The sequence below is a fragment of the Flavobacterium sp. GW821-FHT12A05 genome, assembly GCF_058807735.1.
On sequence record NZ_JBXAQY010000003.1, the window covers coordinates 644,500 to 666,857 of the forward strand.

The 22,358-nt window shown below is 35.2% G+C and carries 17 protein-coding genes; 12 read left to right on the forward strand and 5 right to left on the reverse strand.

The genetic code is table 11. From position 1 onward, the window contains the following. Positions 1–8 precede the first annotated feature (8 nt). Positions 9–1,241 carry a DUF4374 domain-containing protein gene (locus AC1RRQ_RS09190; protein ID WP_493022724.1) on the reverse strand — a complete coding sequence of 411 codons (1,233 nt, stop codon included), beginning with the start codon at positions 1,239–1,241 and terminating at the stop codon, positions 9–11. Positions 1,242–1,263: 22 nt separating this feature from the next. Further along, a complete protein-coding gene (locus tag AC1RRQ_RS09195; RefSeq protein WP_493022725.1) occupies positions 1,264–3,654 on the reverse strand; it encodes a TonB-dependent receptor in 2,391 nt (796 codons plus the stop codon). A gap of 107 nt (positions 3,655–3,761) precedes the next feature. On the opposite strand from AC1RRQ_RS09195, the gene AC1RRQ_RS09200 reads away from it, so the two are divergent. From AC1RRQ_RS09200 to AC1RRQ_RS09240, 9 genes are all read left to right on the forward strand, one after another. Further along, complete coding sequence (locus AC1RRQ_RS09200) at positions 3,762–4,793, forward strand: helix-turn-helix domain-containing protein (protein ID WP_493022726.1); 1,032 nt, start codon at positions 3,762–3,764, stop codon at positions 4,791–4,793. 829 nt (positions 4,794–5,622) lie between these two features. Then, positions 5,623–5,937 (forward strand): hypothetical protein, encoded by a 315-nt coding sequence (locus AC1RRQ_RS09205; protein ID WP_493022727.1) that lies wholly within the window; start codon positions 5,623–5,625, stop codon positions 5,935–5,937. Between the two features lie 225 nt (positions 5,938–6,162). Further along, positions 6,163–6,852 (forward strand): hydrolase, encoded by a 690-nt coding sequence (locus tag AC1RRQ_RS09210; protein ID WP_493022728.1) that lies wholly within the window; start codon positions 6,163–6,165, stop codon positions 6,850–6,852. Positions 6,853–7,075: 223 nt separating this feature from the next. Beyond that, positions 7,076–8,863 (forward strand): amidohydrolase, encoded by a 1,788-nt coding sequence (locus AC1RRQ_RS09215; protein ID WP_493022729.1) that lies wholly within the window; start codon positions 7,076–7,078, stop codon positions 8,861–8,863. A 3-nt stretch (positions 8,864–8,866) separates the two neighbouring features. Next, positions 8,867–10,234, forward strand: coding sequence for an alginate export family protein (locus AC1RRQ_RS09220; protein WP_493022730.1), 1,368 nt, complete (start codon positions 8,867–8,869; stop codon positions 10,232–10,234). A gap of 25 nt (positions 10,235–10,259) precedes the next feature. After that, on the forward strand, positions 10,260–10,817 hold the full coding sequence (locus AC1RRQ_RS09225) for a 2'-5' RNA ligase family protein (protein ID WP_493022731.1): 558 nt from the start codon (positions 10,260–10,262) through the stop codon (positions 10,815–10,817). Between the two features lie 226 nt (positions 10,818–11,043). Beyond that, positions 11,044–11,967, forward strand: coding sequence for a helix-turn-helix domain-containing protein (locus AC1RRQ_RS09230; RefSeq protein WP_493022732.1), 924 nt, complete (start codon positions 11,044–11,046; stop codon positions 11,965–11,967). Positions 11,968–12,234: 267 nt separating this feature from the next. Beyond that, positions 12,235–12,957, forward strand: coding sequence for an SDR family oxidoreductase (locus AC1RRQ_RS09235; RefSeq protein ID WP_493022733.1), 723 nt, complete (start codon positions 12,235–12,237; stop codon positions 12,955–12,957). Positions 12,958–13,079: 122 nt separating this feature from the next. Further along, positions 13,080–13,844, forward strand: coding sequence for an SDR family oxidoreductase (locus AC1RRQ_RS09240; RefSeq protein WP_493022734.1), 765 nt, complete (start codon positions 13,080–13,082; stop codon positions 13,842–13,844). A 195-nt stretch (positions 13,845–14,039) separates the two neighbouring features. Here the strand turns inward: AC1RRQ_RS09240 and AC1RRQ_RS09245 are convergent, their stop codons facing one another. From AC1RRQ_RS09245 to AC1RRQ_RS09255, 3 genes are all read right to left on the reverse strand, one after another. Next, complete coding sequence (locus AC1RRQ_RS09245) at positions 14,040–14,498, reverse strand: hypothetical protein (protein WP_493022735.1); 459 nt, start codon at positions 14,496–14,498, stop codon at positions 14,040–14,042. A gap of 90 nt (positions 14,499–14,588) precedes the next feature. Beyond that, positions 14,589–15,287, reverse strand: a complete 699-nt coding sequence (locus AC1RRQ_RS09250; RefSeq protein WP_493022736.1) for a LytR/AlgR family response regulator transcription factor — start codon at positions 15,285–15,287, stop codon at positions 14,589–14,591. Beyond that, positions 15,274–16,323: a sensor histidine kinase gene (locus AC1RRQ_RS09255; protein WP_493022737.1), complete on the reverse strand. Its 1,050-nt coding sequence runs from the start codon at positions 16,321–16,323 to the stop codon at positions 15,274–15,276. The genes AC1RRQ_RS09250 and AC1RRQ_RS09255 overlap by 14 nt, the downstream gene beginning before the upstream one ends. Before the next feature lie 163 nt (positions 16,324–16,486). Between AC1RRQ_RS09255 and AC1RRQ_RS09260 the strand changes: the two genes are divergently transcribed. From AC1RRQ_RS09260 to AC1RRQ_RS09270, 3 genes are read left to right on the forward strand one after another with little or no spacing between them, the layout of a single operon-like run. Beyond that, complete coding sequence (locus AC1RRQ_RS09260) at positions 16,487–17,872, forward strand: TolC family protein (protein ID WP_493022738.1); 1,386 nt, start codon at positions 16,487–16,489, stop codon at positions 17,870–17,872. 12 nt (positions 17,873–17,884) lie between these two features. Then, complete coding sequence (locus AC1RRQ_RS09265) at positions 17,885–21,169, forward strand: efflux RND transporter permease subunit (protein WP_493022739.1); 3,285 nt, start codon at positions 17,885–17,887, stop codon at positions 21,167–21,169. Next, on the forward strand, positions 21,159–22,247 hold the full coding sequence (locus AC1RRQ_RS09270) for an efflux RND transporter periplasmic adaptor subunit (RefSeq protein WP_493022740.1): 1,089 nt from the start codon (positions 21,159–21,161) through the stop codon (positions 22,245–22,247). The genes AC1RRQ_RS09265 and AC1RRQ_RS09270 overlap by 11 nt, the downstream gene beginning before the upstream one ends. Positions 22,248–22,358: the final 111 nt, after the last annotated feature.

A 22,358-nucleotide genomic window follows, 5' to 3' on the forward strand; every position in this document is an offset into this window, starting at 1 on the left:
AAAAATAATTAATATTTTAATTTTTGAATAGCAGTAATTTCACCACCTTCAACTTTCATACCTTTTGTGGCAGCAGCAGTAGTACCATCGATAGTATAAATCCAGTTTCCATCAGGTGTATTAAGACCAATTACAGCAGAATTTCCGTCTTCTGTAGTAATGTTATAACGACTTGTAGCCGAATTTAAAATTGCAGGGCCATTCGTTACCCATTTAAAAGTCTGATTGTAAACATCGGCTACAGCCAATTTAACTGCTCCATTATTTTTACCTGCATTTCCGTACATCAACAATAAGAATTTTCCTTTTGAGATATAACTAGTAGAAGAAATTTTATAACCGCCCGATTTTTCCTGAACGTTAAAGAAATAGCTTTTATCAAATTCTGTGGTTCCTTTTTTGATTTTTACAACAGCCGAAGGTTTTGTAGAAACCAAAACCGAATTACTTGTAGCAACTGCACCAGAGAAACCGTAAGCATCGCCGTTTTCGTCCTGAAATAATCCGTTTGTAAAATAAGCTCCTAAATAACTTGTACGGTTATCTTTGATTACTTTTTCTAATTTAAGTTCCGGATAATTGTAAACAGCAACCCAAGTACTATCCGGGTTTTTAGTTCCAAAATTATCCACTCCGTCACCCTTAATACTCATGTAAGGCATAAATACTTTATCTCCTACTTGTGTTGCCCAGGTAAAGAAAGCTCTTTCTCCGTTTCCTGCCAGTTTTTTAGTGTCTTGCTGTGCTTCGCCTTTAATAAGCGATTTTTCAGCATCAATTTTGTACATCATGGCAATAGATGCTGCACCGCTTCTTGGAACTTTAACGGTTAAAAGATCTTTGTTAACAGCTGCGAAAACATGTACCGTTTCTGCCTGAAAATCTGATTTTTTAATCAATTTCCCATCTGCATTTAAATTATACGTTGTTACAGCACCCGGATTTCCTTGTCCGTAAAGCAAGCTGAAAAAGTTGTTTTGAGCTGTGATATAATAACGGTATGTTCCGTCTTGCTCAATACCGTTGCCAATTGTACTAATGGTTCCTTTTGTAATATCATCTGCAGTTAGTAAATAATCTGCAATTCCTACTGCTCCGGTAGTGGCCGTAATGATATATTTTGTTTTACCTGTATCAACTCCTCCTGTGTTCTCTCCTGATTTATTTTCGTCACTGCTGCAAGAAAATGTTGTAAAAGCTATTAAAGCGGCCAATGAGGCTAATTTGCTTCCTTTTTTCATGTTATATAGGGTTTTAAAATTATTATTTTGATCTATTGAAGAAGTATCTAAACTTTATATAAAAAGCACGGCTTGGTTTCTGTAATGAGAAATTGTCATAAAGCTTATTGTCGAATACGTTTTTACACTCAAAAGCAATATTGTATTTACCGTTTGCCAGTGTATAAACTGCATTTAAGTCGTGATTGAACTGCTTCGGAATTTCTAATTTGCTGTCCTTACTGCCCATACTTGGCCATGATAAATAGTAAGTATGTACATAAAGCAGGTTATAACCAACAGATAAATTGTTGCCTTTTTTAAACAAATCATTAAAAAATACGGTGGCATCTACGTTTCCAAAAAGATAAGGTATGTTTGGAATTCTGTCTTTGTAAAATGGAGACACATAGTTTTGATTCGGCTCATACTCCGTCATATTTCTCAGGTTTTGATACGTCATATTAAAACCGGCAGTAAATCTGTTACGGTACGAATATCTAACCTCCCCATCAACACCATAATTGGTCATTTGTCCAAGGTTTACAGAATAACTGTCTACTTGATTCGTAAACAAGGTGTTTCGGATAAAATCTTTGGCACCGCGATACATAAAGTTTACATCAAAAGTTAAGGCATTGACTTTATAAAAATTAGTTTGGTAGCTTAATCCAAGATTGTAGTTGTAACTGGCTTCTGGCTTTAAATCAAGATTTCCAGCAACATTTTCGTTTGGGTTTCCAAAAAGCTCGCGTGAAGCCGGAAGTCGGTAACTTTTTTCAAACGAACCTTTTACCTGTAAATTAGGACGCAAGTAATAACTGCTCGCAATACCATATCCCAGGGTAGAACTATTGTCATCGAATTTTTGATACGCAATATCTCCTGTATTACCGCTTGGGTTATAACTTCTGGAATAACTTGTATTTAAATTGTAGTGTTTTAAAAATATCGAAGTACTCCATTTTTGATTGTAATCGAATTTGTAACCAAGTCCTAAAATATTCTTCTGCGTTTTTCTAGGCTGTTTATAAGCGATAGATTCCGGAACTAATTCGTCTTCCTGCTTACGGTTAAAAGTTGTAAAAGTATTGTTCAGCATAAACGAATGACGTTCTCCAAGACTATAAGTAGCATTGGCTGTTGCAATACCATTGTTGTCTCTCATTTTCATCAGAGTCCTTCCTTTTTCGCCACCCAAACCAGGATATTGAATGTAATCGCCAAACCAATTGTATTTTCTAAAAACAGTATCGACAGTTTGCTCTTCACCAAAATTATAATTTCCGGTTATACTCACATTCAGCCCTTTTGTAAACAAATCCTTTACCTGATATTTTACTGTAGGCATTAAAATATTGCCTTGGGTATAACGGCTTCCAAATACACTTTTCATTCTTGCTCCTGTCTGAATATCAGCCTTATTTTGTCCGGCTGTAAAACCAAACAACAACCTGTCGGCATATTTTTTTCCTGTTAAACCAATATTTACAATTACGGTTTCATTATGATAGGTATCATGAAATCTTCTGACTCTTGCATTTGGGAAATATTCTCCGGTTTTTAAATCAGCTGCCTCAACATTTACCCAATAATTATTATCAGAATAGTTTTGAAAAGCATTAATTTCTGTCGTAAAACCGCTTTTTGAAGTGTAGCCGGCATTAACAGCTGTTTTGTGTGTATTGAAAGAACCAAATGAATAAGAAGCATCAAAATAGGTTCTCGGTTTGGTGTTTGTTACAATATTTACGGCACCTCCCAAAGCATCGCCTCCAAGCCAGATAGGCACTACACCTTTGTAAACTTCTACACGATCTGCCAGATTGATTGGAATATTATTGAGCTGAAAAGAAGAACCAAAATTATCCATTGGAATTCCATCAATAAAAACTTTAATCTGATTACCAGAAAACCCATTAATCGAAAGTTCTGACTGAGAACCTACGCCGCCCTGCTCACGAACACGAACCCCGGATACACGATCTAAAGCATGAGACAAGTCGAGCGTTGTATTATGTAATTTTTTAGCATCGATTGCTGTTACGCTGTAAGCTTGTTTATTGACTTTTTCGGTTGCTGTACGACCAATAACCGTTACGCTTTGCAATTCGTTTAATTCGCTTTCTAACTGAAAGGATGCGTTAACATCTTTATCTAAAACTTCAATATTTTTTTTAAGGTTTGAAAAACCAATCGCTGAAATTTTTAAAGTATACTTTCCCGGCTTAACATTTTTGAAAACAAACTTTCCGTTTTCATCCGAAATAACGCTTAAGTCAGTTTTTTCAACCACAATCGTAGCATACGGAATTGTTTGTCCAGATTTTTCAGCAACCTGTCCAGATATCGTTAAGCCTTGTTTCTGCTGGGAAAATGATAAGAACGTAGAAAGGAAAAATAAAATAAAAAATAAAATTTTGTGAGTTGCCATATATTTAATTAGACTAATTATAAATAACTTTGGCGCAAAAGTACCATCAACTGCATTAAAAAAGTTAGGGAAAAACGGATTATTATTTTGTAAAAACGGATTATATTTTGAAAATCAAATCGACATTATCAGCCCACGAAAAACCAATATTTGCCATAGAAATTTCCGATCAATATCATGCTAACAGCATTTTGAAAGAAGAAAATATTGATATAAAAACCGAAAATTTAGAAGAAATAAAAAGTCATATTCTATCTACTGACGGAATGGTACTTATTGATACTCAAATGTATTTTTCGAAACCACAAACAGATTTATTTGAAATTAGCGACGAATGTGTTGTTATGGATTTTATAAGCTGCAATAATATCGAAACCCAAATAGATCAGCTAGAAAGCGAAAAATATCTTAGAGAAAATACCCATAATATTTTTTACACCACAAAATTTAGAGGAACTTTTAAAATTCCGGCCTTCGAACAAGTCAATTATCTGGCGATTATTTTCTCTAAAGAATTCTATTACAACATTATAAACGAAGATTGGAAACTTCATGAAAAATTTTCGAAAAACATACTTTTCAAGAAATCAGGTTATTTAACGTCAAAATATACTCCGTTTACGCCTTCTATTCAATGGACACTTTCTGAAATAAAAAACTGCAGCCGTAAAGGAGCTATCAAAAAAATGTACATCGAAACCAAAATTCGGGAACTGCTTATACATCAGCTTGAATCTATTATAACAAAGCCCAAAGCAAACGATGGAATAGACGAAGAAGATTATACCAAACTCCAGGAAGCAAAACAGATTCTCGAAAAAGATTATGTTCACGCGCCTTCCCTATCAGAACTTTCGAGGCTGATTTCATTAAATGAATTCAAATTAAAAAAAGGATTTAAAGCCTGTTTTGGAACAACTGTTAAAAGCTATATCATCAAACTCCGAATGGAATATGCTAAGGAATTGTTCAAAGAAAAAACATCAACCGTAAGCGAAGTAGCTTATAAATGCGGTTACAAGGATATTTCTCATTTCTCGGCCGCATTTAAGAGTTTCTATGGTTCTTCTCCACAAAAATTCAAAAGTCATTTAGAGTTTATCTACTTCTGGATTTCGGGAATACTGCTGCTTATTTAACAAAAAAAAGGTTTTTAGATTAAGTTATAAAATAACCAAACCTAAAAACCTAAAAAAATTGGACATTACTGTATAATTGTAAATTGTACAAGTACCCACGATCAAATGAATATGTCAAATTTTAAAAAAATTAAAAATTGTCTCTCCAAAAACATTCTTAACTTGTAAAAATCATTAAAGAATTCTAAAAAGGTAAAGTATCATTCCTTGATTTCTACATGGCAAAGCTAAAAGCACTTTTTCAAATATCTATACGGTTTCCCACATTCCAATAAAAGATTTTTCCTTTTAACATTTTAAAACACAAGGTTCTAAGCAACTACAATTTTAAACCTTTTCATTTTTAACACATTAATAGAAATTTTCTTTATCAAAAAACTTAGCATCTCAGCAGCTTAGCATCTTAGTTATCTTACTTCTTATTCTAGATTAAGTGATTCCTCTTTACTTAACAAATATCTTTGTCAAACAAATTATAAGTTCTGTCAAAAACTGAAACAATAGAAAAGAAAAAGCGCGGCATCTTAGAACCTTAGTATCTTAGTACCTTAGTACCTTTCTTGTCCTAGATTAAGTTGAAGAAAAAACAAAACGAATAAATTTGCATAGTAAATTACAAGTTCTGTCAAAAAACTGAAACCAAATAGAAAAGAAAACCTCAGTGCCTTAGCATCTTAGTCCCTTAGTACCTTTCTTATCCTAGATTAAGTTAAAGAAAAAACAAAACGAATAAATTTGCATAGTAAAATCACAAGTTCTGCGAAACTGGAATTTCAAAGTAAAAAAACTTAGAACCTCAGTATCTTAGAATCTTAGAACCTTAGAAAAAATGAAAACACTTGAATTCTTATTACTCGGAAAAAACGAAGCAATCCTGGCCATATTACTTCGTCTTGTAAATGCAGATGAAAACTGGAATGCAGTTGCATTTCATCACGAGAAAGAAGCTCAGGAATATTTTCAGAATCACAAAATCGATATTGTTCTTTTGAGTTCCGGAATCGAAGATCATGTTGAGAAAGAGTTCACTTCATTTTGCTTAAAACATCAGCCAGAAGTAGAAGTAATTGAACATTTTGGAGGAGGAAGCGGTTTATTAAAATCAGAAATACTCCACCGTTTACATCTAAAAGGAAAAATTTAGGTACCAGAATTTTTCTCTTTTAAAATTCACTAAAAGCATTACGAAAATTTAGTAACGAATATCCAATTTTTATTGACGATATATCGCTAGGATCACTATTGCCTTTTCTGAAAAACCTTTTAAAATCAACACATTACAAACAAGGCATTTAATTTGAATGCATAACATTGAAAATCAAATACAAAATATTTTAAAACCTTTAATTAACAACAAAATCAAATTCTCATGAAAAAATTAATCCTTACAGCAGCTTTATTATTCGTAACATTTATTGGTTTCGCACAAAAACCAAGCCCGGCACAATTAGATCCAACAAATCATACCTTAGTTTTAATTGATTACGAAAGCCAAATGGCCTTTGCAGTAAGCAATATTCCAATCGATCAGCTTAGAAACAACACGGCATTAGTGGCAGGAGCCTCTAAAATATTCAAAGTTCCAACCATTGTAACAACCGTTGCCGAAGAATCTTTCAGCGGACCCGTTTTTAAAGAAATCGAAGAATTTTATCCACAAAAAACATCCAACTATATCGATCGTACTTCAATGAACACCTGGGAAGATGTTCCTGCATACAAAGCTATAGTAGCAAAAGGTAAAAAGAAAATTGTTTTAGGCGGATTATGGACAAGCGTTTGTATCGTTGGACCAGCTTTGTCAGCCATCAACGAAGGATATGATGTTTATGTAATCACAGATGCAAGCGGCGATGTTTCTAAAGAAGCACACGAAATGGCAATAACTCGTATGGTTCAGGCTGGTGCACACCCAATAACTTCATTACAATACTTATTAGAATTACAACGCGACTGGGCTCGTCAGGAAACTTATGTACCAGTAACAGATTTAGTTAAAAAATACGGCGGTGCTTATGGTGTAGGTGTACAATATGCTCACAAAATGTTGAAACACTAAATTTTAGATGAAACACGGATGACACGAATTCGCTTCGCGAAAACGCAGATTTACACAGATTTTTCATATGCAATTGTATAAATTTTAAATCCGCTTTTATCCGCGTCTTTGCAAAGCAAATCAGTAAAATCCGCGGGCCAAAAATACTTCCAGAAAAACAAAGAAAGGCTGTGTAACCGCACAGTCTTTTTTTCTCCCAAAACCAACTAAAAATACCACTATTATGAAACTCTCTTTCAAAATATTAGCCTTTCTTTTCATCATTTCCCTTCCTGTTTTCGCTCAAGGCAAAAAAGCCACACTTATCGTTCATCATGCTGTGATTCACACTTTAGACGATAAAAACACAATTGTCGAAGCTATGGCTGTCGCCGATGGAAAAATCCTGAAAACGGGAAAAAACAGCGAAATCTTAAAATTAAAAGACAAAAAAACTACGATTATTGATGCTAAAGGAAAGGTAATTATTCCCGGAATATTCGATTCTCACATGCACATCATCCGAGGCGGCAGATTCTTTAATACCGAATTACGCTGGGATGGCGTTCGTTCTCTAAAAAGAGCTTTGGCAATGCTGAAAGAACAAGCACAAAGAACCCCAAAAGGACAATGGGTTCGCGTTGTAGGCGGATGGAACGCGTATCAGTTTGAAGAAAAAAGACTCCCTACTTTAGCCGAAATTAACGAAGCAACAGGCGATGTTCCTGCGTTTATTCTTCATTTATACGGACACGCTTATTTAAACAAAGCAGGTTTAGAAGCTTTAAAAATCGATGCCAATACACCAAATCCAAATGCTGGATTAATCGAAAAAGATCCTAACGGAAACCCAACCGGATTATTAGTTGCCGAGCCAAATGCCTTTATTTTATACTCAACACTTTCTAAACTTCCGGAATTATCACCAGAAGAAAAAATAAACTCCACAAAACAATTTATGACCGAAATGAACCGTCTTGGCGTAACCGCCATTATGGATGCAGGAGGCGGATTTCAAAATTTTCCAGACGATTACGGCGTAACAAATGGTTTATGCAAAGACAGCGATTTAACGATTAGAATGCCTTATTATTTATTTGCACAAAAAGCAGGAAGCGAACTAAACGACTACACAAAATGGATTAATACCGTTGAAATTGGCGAAGGCTGCGACGATGATCATCATTCAGATAAAGTAGAATACCACGTTCAGGGCGCTGGAGAAAATTTAGTAATGAGTGCCGGAGATTTTGAAAACTTCGACAAACCGCGTCCGGAATTAAGCCCGGCAATGGAAGGACAATTAAAAGAAGTGCTGTCTTTATTAATTAAAAACAGATGGCCGTTTAGAATTCACGCTACTTATAACGAAAGCATTACAAGGTTTTTAAATGTAATTGAAGACATAAACAAAGAAACGCCTTTAAACGGACTTTTATGGTTCTTTGATCACGGCGAAACAGTTTCTTTAGAAAATCTAAAGCGCATAAAAGCTTTAAACGGCGGATTGGCGATTCAGCACAGAATGGCGTATCAGGGCGAAAATTTCATTAAAAGATACGGAAAAGCCGCGGCAGCGAATACAGTTCCGTTAAAGAAAATTTTAGAATTAGGAATTAAAGTAGGAATGGGAACTGACGGAACCCGTGTAGCAAGTTACAATCCGTGGGTGGGATTATATTGGTTAACTACCGGAAAAACTCTGGGCGGTTTAAAATATATGGCCGATGAAAATATTGTAGACAGAACAACGGCGCTAAAATTATTTACTTACGGAAGCGCGCAGTTAATCAATATTGAAAAAGACCGCGGTATGCTGACTGCAGATAAATTAGCCGATTTTTCGATTCTTTCTGATGATTATTTTTCAACTCCGGAAGACAAAATCCTAAACATCGAATCAAAACTTACGGTTGTAAACGGAAAAGTCGTGTACGCTGATAATGAATTTAGAACATTTGCAAACGAAACACCAAAAGCAATTCCGGATTGGAGTCCGGTAAATTACTTTGGAGGCTATCAAAAAAACTAAATTATGAAAACTATTTTCCGATTATGGCTGCTTTTGGGATTCGTTTTTTCCGCAAATGCACAACAGAAAGCTGTATTTCAAAAGCTGCGATATGACGATGATGTAACTTATTTGAAAGATTCTTCCAGAAACTGGTACGAGAAAATCAAATACATTCCATTAAGTCGAAACGAAAATTATTTTGCCTCTTTTGGAGGTGAAGCCAGACTGCAGTATACCAACACCGTAAATGATAAATGGGGCGACGAATCTGATGAAGGCGATGGATATTTACTTTCCCGTTATCTGCTTCATGCCGATGTTCATTTGGGCATTTTTAGAACTTTTTTTGAATTGCAGAGCAGTTTAGCCAACAGTAAAGTCGATCCGAGTCCGGTTGACGAAAATCAGTTAGACATTCATCAGGCCTTTCTCGATATTGATTTTATTCGAAAAGAAAAACAGCAGTTAACATTACGTACTGGAAGACAGGAAATGATGTACGGTTCGCAGCGTTTAATCGCAGTGCGTGAAGGTCCTAACAGCCGACTTGCTTTTGATGCTGTCAAACTTTTTTATAAAAACAACAATTGGCAGACAGATGCTTTTTATACACATCCAATCGCCAATAAGCCCGGAACTTTTAATGACAGCTTTAATGAAAATGCTCAGTTTTGGGGAAGTTATACAGTAATCCATAAAGTTCCTTTTATCCAGAATATCGATTTCTATTATCTAGGATTGTGGAAAAGCCGAGCCATTTTTAATGATGCGATTGGAGAAGAAAACAGACAATCGATAGGAACCCGAATCTGGAAAAACAAAGGAAACTGGAAATACGATTTTGAAGGCGTTTACCAATTCGGGAACATCAATCAAAAGACAATCTCGGCGTGGACGATTTCTTCTTTTGCCTGTTATACTTTCGAAAACATAAAATTCAATCCCGAAATAGGACTTAAAACCGAAATTATTTCAGGAGATAAACACTCTGGTGACACTCATTTAGAAACCTTTAACCCTTTATATCCAAGAGGTGCCTATTTCGGATTAGTCGCTTTAATCGGTCCATCGAATTTAATTGATATTCATCCTTCAATCAATTTTACCTTATCCGAAAAATGGGGTCTCGGAATTGATTATGATATTTTCTGGAGACAAACCAGAAGCGATGGTTTATATGCACCAAATATGCAGCTTTTATATTCTGGAAAAAACACCACCGAACGCTTTATAGGTTCGCAGTTAATTTCAAATTTAGATTATGCCACAAATGATTTTTTAGCCTTTACCTTAGAAACCGGCTGGTTTAATGCGGGTCCTTTCTTAAAAGAAGTTGGTACCGGAAAAGATTATTTTTATGCTGCTTTGACTGCTCAATTTAAATTTTAATTTTGTGTGATTCAAAGTCCTAAAAATGGAAAAAACATATTCGGTTGTATTTTATTCTAAAACATTGGTTGAGCCAGTTAAAAAATTGAAAGACTTTTTAAGAAGCAAAATTAAATGGTACAACAGCTGCAATTCTGAAGCACATATTACGATTTGTGAATTTACAATTGATGAATCGCAGCTAGATTCATTCAAACAAAAACTTGCCAAAATCTCAGATACTTTTACGCCTTTCCAAGTAAATTTAGATCATTTTGATTCTTTTCCGAATGCTGGTGCTTTTTTTATTGGTGTAAATGAAGATTCAAAAAATCATTTTGTACCAATAATGAAAAAGACTCACGAAACGTTAAAACCTTTAAAGCATAAAAGTGATAATCCGCATCTGTCAATCGGACGAAGATTAACTCCTGAAAACCTTAAAATTGCTTCTGAACTTTTTACTACAATTGATCTTCAATTTGAATGCAATGAAATTGTTTTAAGAGAATTTGATCCCATAGTAAAACAGTTTTTTGTAATTGATGTTTTTAAATTTGGAAGTAATCCTGAGCCAGAATTTGTGCAAGGAAGTTTGTTTTAATGGTTATGCCGCTAAGGCACTAAGGCGCAAAGTTTTTTGATGTCATTGCGAGAAACGAAGCAATCTCATCCGCTAAATTAATTTGTGATTTTTGTTAGTGCGGTTGCTTCGTTCCTCGCAATGACATATTTTGAGAGTTTTGCAAAATAATCTTTGTGTCTTAGTGCCTTAGTGGCAAAAACCACAATACATTTTTTCGTATATTTGAATTTTACAATTCACAAATATGAAATCTCTAGATTCATTTTACCAGGATATTACTGAAGGCTCAACTGTTGAACCCAATTCATTATTACCAAATGACATTCAAAAAGAGATTGGTCATTTTAATGTTTTTGATATAAAAGAACTTCTGGAACGTATGAAAGGAAAGCCTGGAATGCCTTATGACAGAAGAGCTTATTATAAAATAAGTTTGATAAGAGGCCATAACAGAGCCGAATATGCCGATAAAATAATCGACATTGAAAAACAGGGACTTTTATTTGCTACGCCAAAAATTCCGTATAATTATTTACCGCAGGACACCAATCAATCTGGGCAGTTTTGTGTTTTTACCAGCGAGTTTTTATCCAAATCCAAAAGCGGTATCGACTTGGATGAACTTCCTATTTTTGCCTCAGACGGTTATCCTATTTTTCAATTATCAGATGAAGAAGTCGAAGAAGTCGCTTTGATTTTCAATAAAATACAAAAAGAAATCAATTCTGATTATATTTACAAATACGATTTAATCCGAAATTATGTGGCAGAATTAATTCATTTCGGACAAAAATTACAACCTATAACGGCCTTATATTCTAAACACAATTCGGCGGCGAGAGTTTCTTCTTTATTTGCTGAATTATTAGAAAGACAATTCCCTAGAGAATCTCCAAATCAAAGATTAGAATTACGAACTGCAAAGGATTTTGCAACACGACTATCCGTTCATGTAAATCATTTAAACAAGGTTTTAAAAGAAAATACCGGAAAAACCACAACCGAATTAATCAGCAGCAGATTGACAAATGAGGCTAAAATTCTTTTAAAACAAACGGATTGGAACATATCTGAAATCGCTTTTTCTCTGGGTTTCGAAGAATTAGCGCATTTTTCTAATTTCTTTAAAAAACAAACCTCGTTAACGCCACTGGCTTTTAGATCTTAATTTTAGATTGTAGATTTTAGATTATTGACGATCGTTATCACAAAGCTTGTCATTGCGAGGAACGAAGCAACCGCACTAATATAAGCCACCTGTTTTATTTAGCAAATGAGATTGCTTCGTTCCTCGCAAAGACTAATTGAAATTTGGAATTTTATTATTGATATTTTTAACTCTAATTTGAATTTCGCAAACATCGGTTTGAAATTTACAATTCCCCAACGCTGCCTCACTCCTACCTTTGTCTTATCAATTTAAAAGATCGAAAAGATGAATTTATCAAACAACAAAATTTTAATAACGGGCGGTGCAAGCGGCATTGGATTTGGACTTACCGAACGATTTATTCAGGAAAACAATACCGTAATAATCTGCGGCAGAAGAGAATCTGTTTTAAACGAAGTAAAAGCAAAATTTCCCTCTGTAATTACAAAAGTCTGCGACTTATCTATAGAGCAGGAACGAATCGCACTTTACAACTGGATTTCTGAAAGTCATCCTGATTTAAATGTTTTAATAAACAATGCCGGGATTCAAAAATGGGTTTCTGTTACGGATCCTGATTTCTACGAAAGTACAAAAGCTGAAATCAACACCAATATCGAAGCACCATTGCATTTAACTTCTTTATTTATTCAGTTAAAATCTTTGACAACGATAATGAATGTAACTTCCGGACTCGCTTTTTCTCCTTTTGCAAAAGTTCCGGTTTATTCGGCTACAAAAGCGTTTTTCAGATCGTTTACGCTTTCACTTCGTCATTTATTAAAAGCGGAAAACATCGAAGTAATCGAGATTATTCCGCCTGCGCTTAATACCGATTTAGGAGGAATTGGTTTGCATGACGCACATCCAAGCGTAAGCAGTTTTATCGAATCTATTTTTGAGCAGTTAAAAGAAGGAAAAACAGAACTTACTTTCGGAACCAGCGAAACCAGATTAAACGCAAGCGCAGAAGATTTAAGAAATCATTTTAATGCAATGCATTCGTAATTGTTAATTGTGAATGGTTAATTGTAAATTGAAAAGTCAAAATTTCAAATCTAATAATTAACCATTCACAATTAATAATTAATAATTAACAACTCACAATTAACAATTAACAATTAAAAAATATGGCAGTAAATACAAAAATAGCTCTGGTTACAGGCGGAAGCAGAGGTTTAGGAAAAAATATGGCAATTGCGATTGCTAAAAAAGGAATTGATGTAATTATAACCTACAACAGTAAAAAAGAAGAAGCTGAACTGGTGGTAAAAGAAATCGAAAGTTTAGGTCAAAAAGCGGCTTCACTGCAATTAAACGTAGCTGAATCAGGTACTTTTGATTCTTTCTTTACAGAAGTAGAAAGCACTTTAAAAAACGTTTTTAAAACAGACAAATTCGATTTTCTAATCAACAATGCCGGAATTGGAATTCACAATTCATTCATTGGCACAACCGAAGCTGAGTTTGATCAATTAACCAACATTCAGTTTAAAGGGCCCTTTTTCCTAACACAAAAAGGATTAAATGTAATGAATGACGGTGGCGGCATCGTAAATATTTCGACAGGTTTGGCTAGATTTTCTTTCCCTGGTTATGCCGCTTATGCTTCTATGAAAGGTGCAATTGAAACCTTAACTAAATATCAAGCAAAAGAATTAGGTCAAAGAAAAATCAGAGTTAATGTAGTGGCTCCGGGTGCCATAGAAACTGATTTTGGAGGCGGCGTAGTTCGTGATAATGAACAAATGAATCAGCAGATTGCCTCGGTTACAGCGCTGGGAAGAGTGGGTTTACCTGACGATATTGGCGGTGTAGTAGCATTTTTATGTACCGAAGACGCACGCTGGGTAAATGCACAGCGAATTGAAGCTTCTGGTGGAATGATGCTTTAATTAATTGTTAATTGTTAATTGTTAATGGTTGATTGTTAATGGTTAATGGTTAATGGTTAATGGTTAATTGTTGATGGTTGATGGTTCATCATCATAATTCATAACTCATAACTCATAAAAAAACAAAACCCGACAAGCTGTAAAAAACTTGCCGGGTTTGCCGTTTCAAATATATTGAATTAGTAAGTACGCTTTTTAGTCCTTTTGGACTGCGACATCAAATCCTCCGTTTTTATCAAAAACAACATCATAGAATTTTGAGTCTTTTTCTACCCCCACTTCGTAAGTGGTTTTATTTTTATCATCTACCACAACTGCAATTTCTTTAATTGCTTTTGCTTTATAATTTTTCTTTAAATAAGCTTGTGCTTTAGCAGGAAGCTGACTTAGCGGAATCTGCAATTCGTATGCTTTTAAAAGTCCCAAGTTATCATAAACGGCAAGCGCTTTGGTATTTTTATCAGTATTGAATTTTGCTTCGTATCTAATTTCATCATCATCGTCTCCAACATATTTTAAGGACCACACCGGAACTTTGTTTGGATATTCTTTTTCAAAAGCAAATTTCACTTTTTCTGGCGGTGTTACTACCTCGTTTTGTCCAATTAAAAAACTGCTCCAGAATAAAACTATAATTAAAAATACGTTTTTCATTGCCTGAATATTTAAATTGACGATTGAAATGATCGTAATAAAAGTATTACTTTTAAAATAAATTTCAAATATTTTTTATTAAAAAGAATATTACTTTTTTAATCTATCTGTCAATTCCCTTTTGTAGGTTATTCCAATAGGTAATTTTTCATTTTTAATCACAACAAAATCTTTATCTGTTGTTTCAATTTTATCCAAAGCGACTATATACGATTTATGAATTCTCATAAAATTCTTCTCCGGCAGACACTTCTCCAATTCAGTTGTGGTAATCGATCCTAAATAAGTTCGCTTTGTGGTATGCAGTTTTACGTAATTTCCAAAACTCTGTGCAAACAAAAGCTGGTCTAATTCGATCTCGATAAAATAACCGTCCACCTTTACACTAACTGTATTTATAATTATTTCTTCTTCTTTCGTTTTTACAGTTTCTGTAGAAAAAAAACGATCTACCGCTTTTAAAAATCTTGGAAAATAAATCGGTTTCAGCAAATAATCAATTACACCGTAATCATAACTTTCTAATGCAAATTCAGAATATGCGGTCGTTAAAATCGTTTTAGGATGATTGGGAATAATCTTCAACAATTCCATTCCGGAAATCTCCGGCATATTGATATCCAAAAACATTAAATCGACTTTGTGCTCTCTGAGATAATCCATTGCTTCAATGCCGTTATAGCCTTGAAAAACCAATTCTAACTGCGGATTCTGTTTGATATAGTTCGCCAAAACATAATGAGCGGCGGGCTCATCATCGACAATTATACATTTTTTAGGATCTCTCATTAGTAAATCTTTTCAGTTGCAGTTTTAAATCTACTATATAGGTATTTTTATTATCCTGAATATCGAGATTATAGTTTTTTCCAAAAATCAAATTCAGTCTTTCAATCGTATTTTTCAAACCAATTTTAGTCGAAACCACAACATCGGTTTTCTTCGGAATTGAATTTACAACATGAAGATGAAGCTGCCCTTCTTCTACTGTAATAAAAATTTGAACAAAACACTTTTCTATGGCACAGGTTCCGTGTTTAAATGCATTTTCAATAAAAGCAATTAAAAGCATCGGTGAAATTTTATAAGCATTTTGATTGTCTACTTTAGAATCAAACGTAATATCGCATCGATATCCTACTCGTTCTTTTTCAAGCTGTACATAACTGTTTATAAATTCTAATTCCTCTTCTAAAGATACGCATTGTTTACTGTTACTATCTAATTGATAACGCATTAACTGCGAAACTTTCATGATCAAATCCGGCGTTCTGTCCGGAAATTCTAAACTGATTCCGTAAAGCGTATTAAAGGTATTAAATAAAAAGTGCGGATTCAATTGTCCTTTTAGAGAATTCAACTGCATTTGATTCAGCAACAGTGCTTCTTCGGTACGTTTTCTATGAATTCTGTAGAATTTAAAAACAATAATAGGACTCAAAATACAAACCAAAGTCCCTAAAACGCTGGCCAGCTGATATACATAACTTCTTTGATGCGAGTTTTGATACAAATGACAATTACTGAACATATCCAGCATTGTAATCTCATATAATACTATCGAGAAAACGAGAACTCCAAAAAGCGTTAAGAATATATAAGTTGCCGGACGACGGGTTTTGAATAAAATAGGAAGAAGAAAAAAACGATTAAACTGGGCGTGCATATAAAGAATGAAGTAGAAAAAAATGCCCATTAAGACCGAAGTTATAGAACTAAATAACATCCAGTCGTTTTTTAAGGTGTATATGGTAAAGGAAAAACCGACGACGGCAATTTCCTGCCACCATTTGTTATCCAGTATATTATCAAATTTTCTGCTCATTTTTAAAACTTAAATAGTTTACAAAGTACGGACAAAAATTTAATTATTATTTCGTAAAAATGACCAATTCAATTGGTCATTTATCATTGCAGTACATCACTTAACATGACTTTTATCAGCATAAGACAAATAAATTTGTGCTATAATTTCACACCTTGAGTTTATGTATTTCAAAAAAATTACCTTATTATTTTTCTTGATTTTTGCCTCAATCGGTTACGCTCAAACCCTTTCTTTAAAAGAAGCAGTAAAAACTGGGCTTGAAAACTACGGTTCGATTAGAGCAAAAAACAATTACACCAATGCATCAAAAGAGACGCTCAAACAATCTCGACGTGATTACCTGCCTAACCTAAATTTATCGGCACAGCAGGATTACGGAACTGTAAATGGCCAGAATGGGCCGCTTTATGGTTTTGGAGGTCTTGGAGTTGCTTCATCAGGACTTCCTCTGCCGGAACAAAACTGGAATTCGGCATTTGGCGCACTTTACCTGGTCAACATGAACTGGGATTTTTTCACTTTTGGAAAAACACAGGAAAAAATCAATTTATCTAAAATTGATGTTCAGGCCAAAGAAAAAGATTTACAGCAGGAAAAATTCCAGCAGGAAATCAAAATTTCTGCTGCTTATTTAAATCTATTGGCAAGCCAGAGATTGTTAATTTCGCAGCAAAAAAATCTGGATCGCGCCGAAGTTTTCAAAAAAACTGCCGTGGCAAGAGTTAAAAACGGATTATTGGCCGGAGTAGATTCTACATTGGCAACTGCCGAAGTTTCGAAAGCAAAAATTGCCTTAAACCTGGCGAGAAATTTCGTTAAGGAGCAAAACAACAAATTGGTCGATTTAATGGGCGTTGCGCCTCAGGATTTTGTAACCGATACGCTTTTTGTAACTCAGATTCCAAAAGAATTAATTAAAGAAAACGCTGCAACAGACAGCCTTCATCCTTTGTTGCAATACTATAAAACCAAGATCGATTACAGCAATCAGCAGGTTAAATTGTACAAACGTTTTTATTATCCCACTATGACTGCTTTTGGTGTTTTACAAACCAGGGCTTCGGGATTTGAAAATAGTTATGCCACAGACCAGCATGCTTTTAGCAGAAATTACTGGGATGGTGTAAATCCGGATCGTACCAATTATTTAGTTGGAGTTGGAATTACATGGAATTTAACCACGCCTTTTAGATCAAGCAAACAAGTAAGCGCCCAGAAATTTGTTTCTCAGGCTTTGCAGGAAGAATACAATCAGGCTGACAGAGAATTGAAATCGCAGTTGACTTTTGCCGAAGATAAGATCAAAATTACTTTGGAAAATTATGCCGAGGCACCTATTCAGGTTGACGCTGCAAAAAGAGCTTACATACAAAAATCGACTTTATACAAAAACGGCTTAACAGACTTAACCGATTTAACACAAACGATTTACACTTTAAACCGTGCCGAAATCGATCGTGATATTGTCAACAATAATGTATGGCAGTCGTATTTGCTGAAAGTTGCTGCAACAGGCAATTTTGACTTATTTATAAATGAATTTTAATTATAGATCCAAATGAATTTAATACGTTTTGCACTCCGCAAACCCATTTCCATATTAGTATTGGTTGCGGGTCTATTTTTCTTCGGAATTGGTGCCATCAAAGACATTAAAGTAGATATTCTGCCAAAAATGAACTTGCCGGTTATCTATATTGCGCATCCTTTTGGAGGTTACACGCCAGACCAGATGGAGGCTTATTTTGCCAAAAACTACGTAAACGTTTTACCTTTCTCGAACGGTATCAAATCAGTAGAAACCAAAAACATACAAGGGTTAATGATTATGAAATTAACCTATTACGAAGGAACCAACATGGCTCAGGCTGCTGCCGAGTTAAGTGCGCTTTCTAACAGAATCCAGGCCGTTTTTCCTCCGGGAACACAACCGCCGTTTATCATTCGTTTTGATGCTTCTTCTCTTCCAATTGGTCAATTGGTTTTGAGCAGTAAAATACGTTCAAACAACGAATTACAGGATTTAGCCAACGTTTATGTTCGTGCTTCCTTTACTTCTATTCCAGGTTTATTATCACCTGCTCCTTTCGGCGGAAGCCCAAGAACTATTGAAGTAAACGTTGATCCGGATTTATTGCGTTCGCACAATATGACGCCAGATCAAATTGTAGAAGCGATTCGTTTAAACAATCAAACGGCTCCATCAGGAAACGTGAGAATGGGCGACAAAAATTATATTACGCCGACTAATAATACAATTAAAGAAGTTAAAGATTTTGAGCAGATTCCGTTATTTAAAGGAAGTGTTCAAAACTTAAAACTGGGCGATGTGGCTACTGTAAAAGACGGTGCCGATATTACAGCGGGTTATGCTTTGGTAAACGGAAAACGTTCGGTTTATATTAGTATTGCAAAGGCCGGAGACGCTTCGACTTGGGATGTGGTTCAGAAATTAAAATCGGAACTGCCTAAAATTCAGAGTACATTACCTGAAGACGTAAAATTATCTTATGAATTTGACCAGTCGGTTTATGTAATCAACTCGGTTAAAAGTTTGATTACAGAAGGAATTATTGGTGCGGTTTTAACCGGATTAATGGTTTTATTATTCTTGGGCGACCGTCGTGCGGCTTTGATTGTAATTATGACGATTCCTATTTCGATTATCTCGGGAGTTTTATTCCTGAAATTATTCGGGCAGACGATCAACTTAATGTCATTATCAGGACTAGCGCTGGCAATTGGTATTTTGGTGGATGAAAGTACGGTAACGATCGAAAATATTCACCAGCATCTCGATATGGGAAAACCAAAAGCGCTCGCCATTTGGGATGCCTGTCAGGAAATCGCTTTACCTAAATTATTGATCTTACTTTGTATTCTGGCTGTATTTGCTCCGGCATTTACGATGGTGGGAATTCCGGGAGCGTTGTTCCTTCCTTTAGCATTAGCAATTGGATTTTCAATGGTAATTTCTTTCCTGCTTTCGCAGACATTCGTTCCTGTAATGGCCAACTGGATGATGAAAGATCACGTTAAACACGAACATACTCCGGAAATTACAGACGATGAAGCCGAGTTTAATGCCTGCGGTTTAACTCCAGAATCAGAGCAAAATATTATCTCTCAGAAAAAACATTATGTAGAAAGAGAAGACACCAACAACGACGGAAAAATCAGTCTCTTTGAGCGTTTTAAAATTCGTTTCATGAGAACGCTGGACCGTTTATTTGTACATAAAAAAATAACGACGGTTGTCTATCTGGTTTCGGCTACAGTCTTGGCTATTGTTTTAATTGGTTTTATTGGAAAAGATGTATTCCCGAAAACAAATTCAAGTCAGTTTCAGCTGAGAATGCGCGCTCCCGATGGAACTCGTTTAGAAAGAACAGAAGAACAGGCCGTTATTGTTTTAAAAGAACTTCAAAAAATGGTAGGTAAAGAACATATCGGAATATCTTCTGTTTATGTAGGGCAGCACCCGTCTTTATTCTCGATCAACCCAATTTATTTGTTCATGGCAGGTTCTCATGAAGCTGTTTTTCAGGTAAGTTTAAAAGACATTCATTTGGATATGGATGAGTTTAAAGATGATTTCAGAGCAAGACTTAAAAAAGTACTTCCTGATACGAAACTTTCTTTTGAACCAATCGAATTGACTGATAAAGTTTTAAGCCAGGGTTCTCCTACTCCAATCGAAATTCGAGTAGCAGGAAAAGACAAAAAACGAAATGAATTATACGCCACTCAAATTGTAGATAAACTAAAAGCGATTTCATATTTCAGAGACGTACAAATTGGACAGCCAATTCATTATCCGGCTATGAATATTGATATTGACAGAACCCGTGCTGCCGAATTAGGAGTCGATATGAATGATATTTCCCGTTCATTGGTTGCTTCTACCTCATCATCACGATACACAGAAAAAAATACCTGGGTCGATGAAAGAGCCGGATTATCATACAACGTTCAGGTTCAGGTACCGTTGAACAAAATGAAAAGCAAAACCGATATTGGAGAAATTCCGGTATTAAAAAATTCGCTTCGTCCGGTTTTAAGCGACGTTGCTAAAATTACACCAACTGTAGTAAGTGGTGAAAATGATAACTTAGGGGCCATGCCGTACATTACCGTTACAGCAAACATCAACCAAACCGATTTAGGTACGGCAACAAAAGATGTTGGCAAAACAATTAGTTCATTAGGCGAATTGCCACGTGGTTTGTTTATTACGCCTATTGGATTAAGTACTGTACTTACAGAAACATTAAGCAGTTTGCAATCGGGGTTATTGGTTGCCGTTTTTGTAATCTTCTTAATGTTGGCCGCTAATTTCCAGTCGTTCAAAGTTTCATTAGTAATTTTAACGACGGTTCCGGCGGTAGTTTTAGGAGCTTTATTAATGCTTACTATTACAGGTTCTACACTAAACTTACAATCGTATATGGGAATCATTATGTCGGTTGGAGTTTCGATTGCCAATGCCGTTTTACTGGTTACGAATGCCGAACAGCTTCGAAAAATAAATGGCAATGCATTAGAATCTGCGCGTGAAGCAGCGGCGCTTCGTCTTCGTCCTATTATCATGACTTCGGTTGCGATGATTGCGGGAATGTTACCAATGGCAATTGGTCACGGCGAAGGAGGCGATCAGGTTTCTCCGTTAGGAAGAGCGGTTATTGGAGGATTATTATTTTCTACTTTTGCCGTATTATTAATCCTTCCGCAGATATTTGCGTGGGCACAAGAAAAAACAACGACACAATCTGTTTCTTTAGATCCTGAAGACGAAGAAAGTATCCATTATATCTCATCACTAAAACCAAAAAATGAACACTAAAATTATAAAATATAGCGCGCTGTTTTTTACAGCATTATTTTTCCTTAACAGCTGTAATTCTAAAAAAGAAGAAACTGTTACTGCAGAAATCGAACCTAAAACTGAAACCTTTCTTTTAGAAAAACAAAAACTGAGTACAGAATTGCGTTTGCCAGCCGAATTAACTGGTTTTCAACAAGTAGATTTGTATGCCAAAGTAAGCAGTTTTGTAAAAGTTTTAAAAGTTGATATTGGTACGAAAGTAAAAAAAGGACAGCTTTTAATTGTTTTAGAAGCACCTGAAATCAGTTCGCAATTGGCTGCTGCCGAATCGAGATTGAAATCTATGGAAGCGATTTACGCAACCAGCAAAAGCACCTACAACCGTTTGTATGAAACAAGCAAGGTGGAAGGAACGATTTCTAAAAACGATTTAGAAATGGCAAGCGGAAAAAAGAATTCTGATTACGCACAATATCAAGCCGCAATCGCAGCACACAAAGAAGTTTCGATTATGAGAGGTTACTTAGAAATTCGTGCTCCTTTTGATGGTGTTGTAGCAGCCAGAAATGTAAACTTAGGAACATTTGTAGGTCCAGCAGGAAAAGGATCTGATTTGCCTTTATTAACGATTCAGGAGCAAAGTAAATTACGTTTAGCCGTTTCTGTTCCGGAATTGTACACCGGATATTTACACCCGGGCGACGAAATGAGTTTTAATGTAAAATCGTTACCGGAAACTTTTACAGCTAAAATTACCAGAATGTCTGGCGCATTAGATTTAAAACTTCGTTCTGAAAGAGTTGAAATGGACGTTCACAACACAAAAGGAAATTTATTACCTGGAATGGTAGCCGAAGTTTTATTACCGCTTAATGCAAAAGACAGCACATTTGTAGTTCCAAAATCGGCAGTGGTGAGTTCTGCAGAAGGTTTGTTTGTGATTAAAGTCGTTAACCACAAAGCAACTAGAGTTGAAATTAAAAAAGGTAGAGAAATCGACGATAAAATCGAAATTTTCGGCGATTTGAACCCTAAAGATAAACTGGTAAAAATTGCCAGCGAAGAAACTAAAGAAGGCGATGTCATAAACGAATAACCTGCGTTTTAGTCTTCAATTTAGTGATTACCAAAAACTGTACGCATTCTTAGGAATGCAAATTTAAAATTTGCTAGGACAGCTCTCATGAATTTGGGAGCTGTTTTTTTT